This window comes from Gelidibacter sp. (assembly GCF_035577925.1).
GTDB lineage: Bacteria > Bacteroidota > Bacteroidia > Flavobacteriales > Flavobacteriaceae > Gelidibacter.
In genome coordinates, this window is the sequence record NZ_DATJCY010000155.1 from 1 (window position 1) to 5,969 (window position 5,969).

Annotated in this window: 5 protein-coding genes; 2 read left to right on the forward strand and 3 right to left on the reverse strand. The window is 35.2% G+C overall.

Going from position 1 to position 5,969, the window contains the following annotated elements:
- The 3 genes from VNJ50_RS05475 to VNJ50_RS05485 form a co-directional block, all read right to left on the reverse strand.
- Positions 1-990, reverse strand: a 990-nt coding sequence (locus VNJ50_RS05475; RefSeq protein ID WP_325579804.1) for a RagB/SusD family nutrient uptake outer membrane protein, incomplete at its 3' end; no start/stop codon positions are given.
- A gap of 11 nt (positions 991-1,001) precedes the next feature.
- Positions 1,002-4,010 (reverse strand): SusC/RagA family TonB-linked outer membrane protein, encoded by a 3,009-nt coding sequence (locus VNJ50_RS05480; RefSeq protein WP_325579806.1) that lies wholly within the window; start codon positions 4,008-4,010, stop codon positions 1,002-1,004.
- Positions 4,011-4,292: 282 nt separating this feature from the next.
- Positions 4,293-4,949 (reverse strand): hypothetical protein, encoded by a 657-nt coding sequence (locus VNJ50_RS05485; RefSeq protein WP_325579808.1) that lies wholly within the window; start codon positions 4,947-4,949, stop codon positions 4,293-4,295.
- A 151-nt stretch (positions 4,950-5,100) separates the two neighbouring features.
- Here VNJ50_RS05485 and VNJ50_RS05490 point away from each other — a divergent pair, with 151 nt between their 5' ends.
- Both VNJ50_RS05490 and VNJ50_RS05495 read left to right on the forward strand, forming a co-directional pair.
- Positions 5,101-5,487, forward strand: coding sequence for a helix-turn-helix transcriptional regulator (locus tag VNJ50_RS05490; protein WP_325579810.1), 387 nt, complete (start codon positions 5,101-5,103; stop codon positions 5,485-5,487).
- Between the two features lie 9 nt (positions 5,488-5,496).
- Positions 5,497-5,895: a helix-turn-helix transcriptional regulator gene (locus VNJ50_RS05495; RefSeq protein ID WP_325579812.1), complete on the forward strand. Its 399-nt coding sequence runs from the start codon at positions 5,497-5,499 to the stop codon at positions 5,893-5,895.
- The last annotated feature ends 74 nt before the right edge of the window (positions 5,896-5,969 follow it).

Here is a 5,969-nt window from a genome sequence, read left to right on the forward strand (position 1 = left end):
ATAGGCATGAAAATAGGAAACTGTGCCATTTGTCACTTCTTTGATCCAACTGTTACGCAAATCTTTACCATCAAAAATAGCAATAAAATTGGTGCTAAGAGCATAGTTTGTTGGAGGTAAAGATGCAAAAATATAAGTTGAAGCGTCAGCCGTCGGAGCAAAATTAGAACTGCTGTTTGAGCTCAATTGCCAAAGCGTACTTGCTGCATCTTTTTTAAATACCTTGTCCAAATCACTTTCAATTTTAAAAAAGGAATTGTTAAGAATTGTTTTAGCTGTTTGTTCTGCCATTTTATATTGTTTTTGCAACAGATAAGTTTGTGCCAATACTAATTCAGCTACCGGTTTATTCGGATAAAAACGCTCCGGATTTCTATATTCATTGGGTAATAACTGTCTGGCTTTTATTAAATCCTGTTTGATCAGGCTTAATACCTCATCTGTATTTATTTTGGAAACAGTGGTATTAGCTTTATAATCCGTACTTGTTATATACGGTATATTGCCGAATAACAAAGTAAGTTTTTGATAATACAGCGCTCTTAAAAAATAAGCTTCACCTAAAAACACTTCCTTGTCATTTTCAGAGATATATTCAGACATATTTAATCCATTGATAAAGGCATTGATATCATAAATATTTTTAAAAGCTCTAGTCCAGTACAAATCGGAAGGGGAACCAGAAGGGGAAATATTGTTATTGTACATTTGGTCACTTTCTGTAAAAGCATCAAGGTCGTCGGTATATTTACTCAAGTCCAGATTTATCCCATTGGATCCTCCTTTGAACAGCTGAGCTTCTCTCATGCTTGTATAAAGATTTACCAAGGCAGCTTTTGTAGTCTTGATGTCTTTAAACACATCTTCGGTATTAATTTGGTCGTCAGGTAAATCTATTTCTACAAACTGTTCACAGGATTGAAATGTTGGTAGCAGTAGTGTTATGGGTAAGTATATGATAATCAATAGTATGGTTTTTTTATTTTTCATGATAATTCCATTTAAAAAGTTAATTGAACTCCAAATGCGTAAGTGCGTAAAGGAGGGAGATTTCCGGGAAACACAGATTCAGGATCCATACCAAAATAATTGGTTATCGTCCAGAGATTCTGCCCCTGCACATATAATACAAGGGAGTCTATTTTAGCTTTGGATATTTGCAGCTTATAAGAAAGCGCTACATTTTTTAACCGAATAAAGGAAGCGTCACTAATGACCCGATCGGTCTGGGTCATATAATTGTAAAGCATCTGTAAATCAAAGTTTCCCCCACTGGAAGCAAAAGTATAATCAGCTTTGGTATTGTCAATAGTCCACCTATCCCACATTTCTACAGGAAGATTAAAACTGAGCTCTCCAATATATCTGTAATTGGCGTGAAAATTATAATTGGTCTGTTTAACAAACTGAAACAAAAAATCCAGTGAAAAGCTTTTATAAGTAATTGTATTTTGTAGCCCGCCGTGATATTGTATTCCGATTTCTTTAGCTATCTGTTTGTCATCTCTGCTTAAATTACCATCACGATTATAATCAGTAATTTTATACATTCCAGTTTCCAAATCAATCCCTTCGTAGTGATACAGTTTTACCAAGTTGATAGACTTGCCGATGATATAGGTGTTTCTGTAGGTAGAGTTTTCGATATCAGGAAAAGCAATTAGTTTATTTTTAGGAAAGGAAATATTAAAATTTGTAACCCACTGCCAACTGTTGTTTCGAAAATTCATCGTGTTTAAGGTAAACTCCCATCCGGTATTTTCTACTGTAGCTGGAAAATTATCCGTAATAGACTCAAAACCGGTTGTTGAGGGCAGGGTAAGCCCGATTAATTGATTGGACGATCGGTTTTTATAATAGGAGATATCAGTATTGATACGGTTGTTAAATAATCCCAACTCTAAAGCGACCTCCAGCTTTGTGGTTTTTTCCCAACTGTAGTTTGGGTTGTATAAACGTGAAGGATATAATCCGGTTTCTCCGTCATACATCTGATTGTTTATGGTATAAGTATCTAAGTAAGCATAATCCCCTACATTATCACTTCCGGTAGTTCCGTAGCTTGCTCTTAATTTTCCAAAACTCAGCCAACTAGTATTTTTTAAGAAGCTTTCTTCGGTAAGCAGCCATGCCGTACCCACTGCTCCAAAATTTCCAAAGCGGTTATCAGGGCCAAAACGGCTGGAACCGTCTCTTCTTCCGGTCAAATTAAGAATGTATCTGTCATTGAAGATATAATTAAGACGAGCAAACAAAGCAGCATATTTGTATTGAGAGTTTCCAACCTGGCTGACCACTTTATTATTAGCGGCACTTATATTGGAAATTAAAGCGTTGGAGCTGAACCCTACACCTGCTATAATTAACTTTTGGTTATCTATAGTCTGAAAAGTGGCTCCCGTTAGAACATCAAACGAATGTTTATTCCATTTTTTACGCCAATGTATTTGGGGTTCAATAATATAAGATAGTGTTTCAAAGTTCGATTTTTGTGACTGTGACCGTTCGCTGGTATATCCTAATGAGGGATTATAAATGGTGTGTGGGGTAAGTACTTTTTCTGTAAAGTTATTTGTAGCTATCCCTCCATTTAGTTTTAAATAAGTATTGGAAAACAGATTATAAGACAAATCCAGATTTAGCACCAATGCTTTAGTATTATTTTCGTAAGTTTTATTGAGTTGAGCCAGTGGATTCTGAAAAGTTCCGTCCTGCCAGTTTAAGGTTCCGTCTTCGTTGTACAAAGCCGGAGCATTAGGTGGAAGCTCCAGTGATTTTTTAGTTAAATCTGCGGACGGGAGATTATTGTTTTGAGTAGAATATGCAGTGGAAACCCCAAGCTGCAAACGGTTGTCTTCACTCTGATGGCTAAAACTAATCAGTGCAGAGTTGCGTTTATATCCTTTGTCTGTCGGAAATACAGTTGTGCTTTCATTGTGAGATGTATTTACGTTAAAGCGGGTAAATTCGTTACCGCCCGATACGCCCAAGGAAATCGTATTGTCTATCGCTGTTTCACCTATTAATTCTTTTTGCCAATTAGTGTAACGGTTTTTGTCCCATGCACCGGTCATATCATAAGCATTGATGGGATATGCTGTTATACCATCATTGGCAAAAGCTTCGTTTCGCATCTGGTTAAATTGTTCGGTATTCATCATTTTCATAAAACGCCCAACTTTGCTAAATGCTGTAGATGATGAAATCGTGAAATTAGTTTCGCCTGTTTTACCTTTTTTGGTGGTTATCAATACCACTCCGTTCGCTCCACGTGAACCGTATATAGCCGTTGCGTCGGCATCTTTGAGTATTTCTATACTTTCAATATCATTGGGATTAATCGCATTGAGCACGCTGATAGATGAATTAAACAAAGAGATAGAATATCCGGAGCTTTCAGAAGCAGGCATTTCATTTAGGGGGATGCCGTTAACAATATAAAGCGGGTTGTTTCTTCCTGTATAATTTGCGGATAAGCTATTTCTCCCTCTGATTTTGATGTCAAAACCCCCTCCCGGTACACCGGTGTTCTGTGTTATACTCACGCCAGCCATTCGTCCTTGAATGGCTTGCAGAGGGTTGATGACGGGTTGAAATTCAATGTCTTTTGCCGTAACTCTGACTATACTGCCGGTACGTTCTCTGTCTTTAACGTTATAATATCCTGCGTTAATCACAACTTCGTCCAATACGGCTTGGTCAGGCTGTAGGGTGATGCTTAAAGTAGTTTCATTGATTATGTGGGTTTGTGTTTTGTAACCTATAAAACTAAAGACTACAATACTACCGGGTCTGATCTGTAACGAATATTTTCCGTTTTCGTCTGTCATTGTGCCATTGTTGGTGTCTTTTTCCCTAACGGTTACTCCGGATAATGGCGCTTCTGAGTCTTTTACTATTCCTTTTAAGGTGATTGTATTTTGCGCAAAAGCATTGCCATAATTTATTAGGTATAACAATAATCCAACGGCTAGGCAGAGATACCGCCTATGGTGAAAATTTATTTTCATAATTTTGTAAATGAAATGATTGGTTAAACATTTGTTTTTCTATTCACCCCCTTAAAAAGTTGCAGCTTTTTAAGGGTTTTTCTTTTTTTATTCCAAGTCTGTTTTGGAATTTTTAGCACTACATCTTTTTTGGAAACTGAACTAAGTTCAGCATCTAATGTTTTTGTCCTTAAAGCCCTTGTGCAGACAGAACATCTGCACAGGGCGGGGTATTTACCAACCAAATAATGTATTATGAAAACGATACCCCTGTCAGTTTGAAGGATTATATTATTTAGACCGTTACATTTTATTGTTTAATGTCACTGTCATGGTAGTATCTTTTATGATTTTGATATGCTTGTATTCCATACCTGGTGAAGCAAAACCCAAATAGCTACCTTTTTGTATGGTGTATGAAAAATTGCCGTAATTATCAGTTACAGTATGATTATTAGCACCTCTTTCGTTAATTGCCTTATTTTGGTAAACTGTAGTATTTCCTATTGGCTTGTTCTTACTGTCCGTGACTTTTCCGGCAATTCTAACTCTTTTATAAATGTTAAAGTCTTTTTCAAATTCATCAGGTATGTCAGTTTTTATTGGACGGGCCATTTTCTTTAATTTGATTTCAACTGTCTGATCTTCGGTGATGTTTTGTATAGGTAGAGGGTCTTCATACCTTACTCTTCCGTTTTTTATAACAACCGTTGCTCCTTTTTGAACCGTAAACTTAAAGGTGCCATCTTTTTCCATAAAGGTGTGATGATTGGTTCCTATATTGTTACCAAAAACCAGATAGTCTGCCACTCCTTTTTCGTTAATGGTGATGATCCCCACAGGTGGTTTTCCGGTATCTTCTACCGTGATTTTTCCAGTTACGGTCACGATTTCTTGTGCTTGTACATTAAAAGGTATAGCAATACCCACCCATAAAAGGGCAATTAATAATTGTTTCATAATTAAAGGTTTTATAAATTTGATTTTAATTACATTCTATCATTTTCTAAAACAAATGAAGTGAATTTCATATTTTAGAAAAAGAAAATTAGGTTGACTTTTATTTGTTTTGGGTTGATAATTATTATAAGTTTACAGTAAAAATTAGAAATTGGAAAAAAATGTTATGCCTCATATAGGAAAGAATATTCAAAAACTAAGAATTTTAAAGGGTTTCAAACAGGAAACTTTAGCAGAAGAACTTGGCATGTCTCAATCTGAATTTTCTATTCTTGAAAATTCAGAATTAATTGAAGATGTAATAATAATAAAGATTGCAGAAATTTTAAATTTAACCCCTGAGATTATCAAAGAGTTCAATGAAAATCATGCTTTTTATAGTATTGATAATAAATTGGAGAATGTAACAATACATGAGAATGGACATGGTATTCATCAGGTTTTTAGTCCTATTGATAAAGTGGTGGAGTTGTACGAAAGGTTACTTACAAGTGAAAGGGAAAAGTTAGAAATGTTAAAAGAATTGACGAAAAAATAAACTTAAATCATGGAAGTAATAACGAACTCAGTATCACATCATAAAGGAAGAAAAGTTGAGCAAATAAGAAGACTCAGAGGTTGGACTCAATCAGAATTAGGTGATAAATTGGGGATTTCTAAACAAGCTGTTTCTAAAATTGAACAATCTATCAATATTGGAGACGAAAAGTTAAAAGAATTTGCTAATGCTTTGGAAGTAACTTTTGAAGGGTTAAAGAATTTTAGCGAAGAAAAAGTGCTTAACAATACAAACAACTTTTATGAAAATTGTGGTGTAACTGCATCAAGTATAAATGCAAATGTTGAAAACATAAATAATCCAATTAAGGAAACTATAGAAATGTTCGAAAGACAACTTGATTTATTGAGAAAGGAATTAGTTGACGTATTGAAAGAGAGGAAATAAAAATTGTATTGAAATTCAGATTGGCCGCGGTGATTTTAGACAGCAGATCATTGATGACGTACCTGAAGAAACCA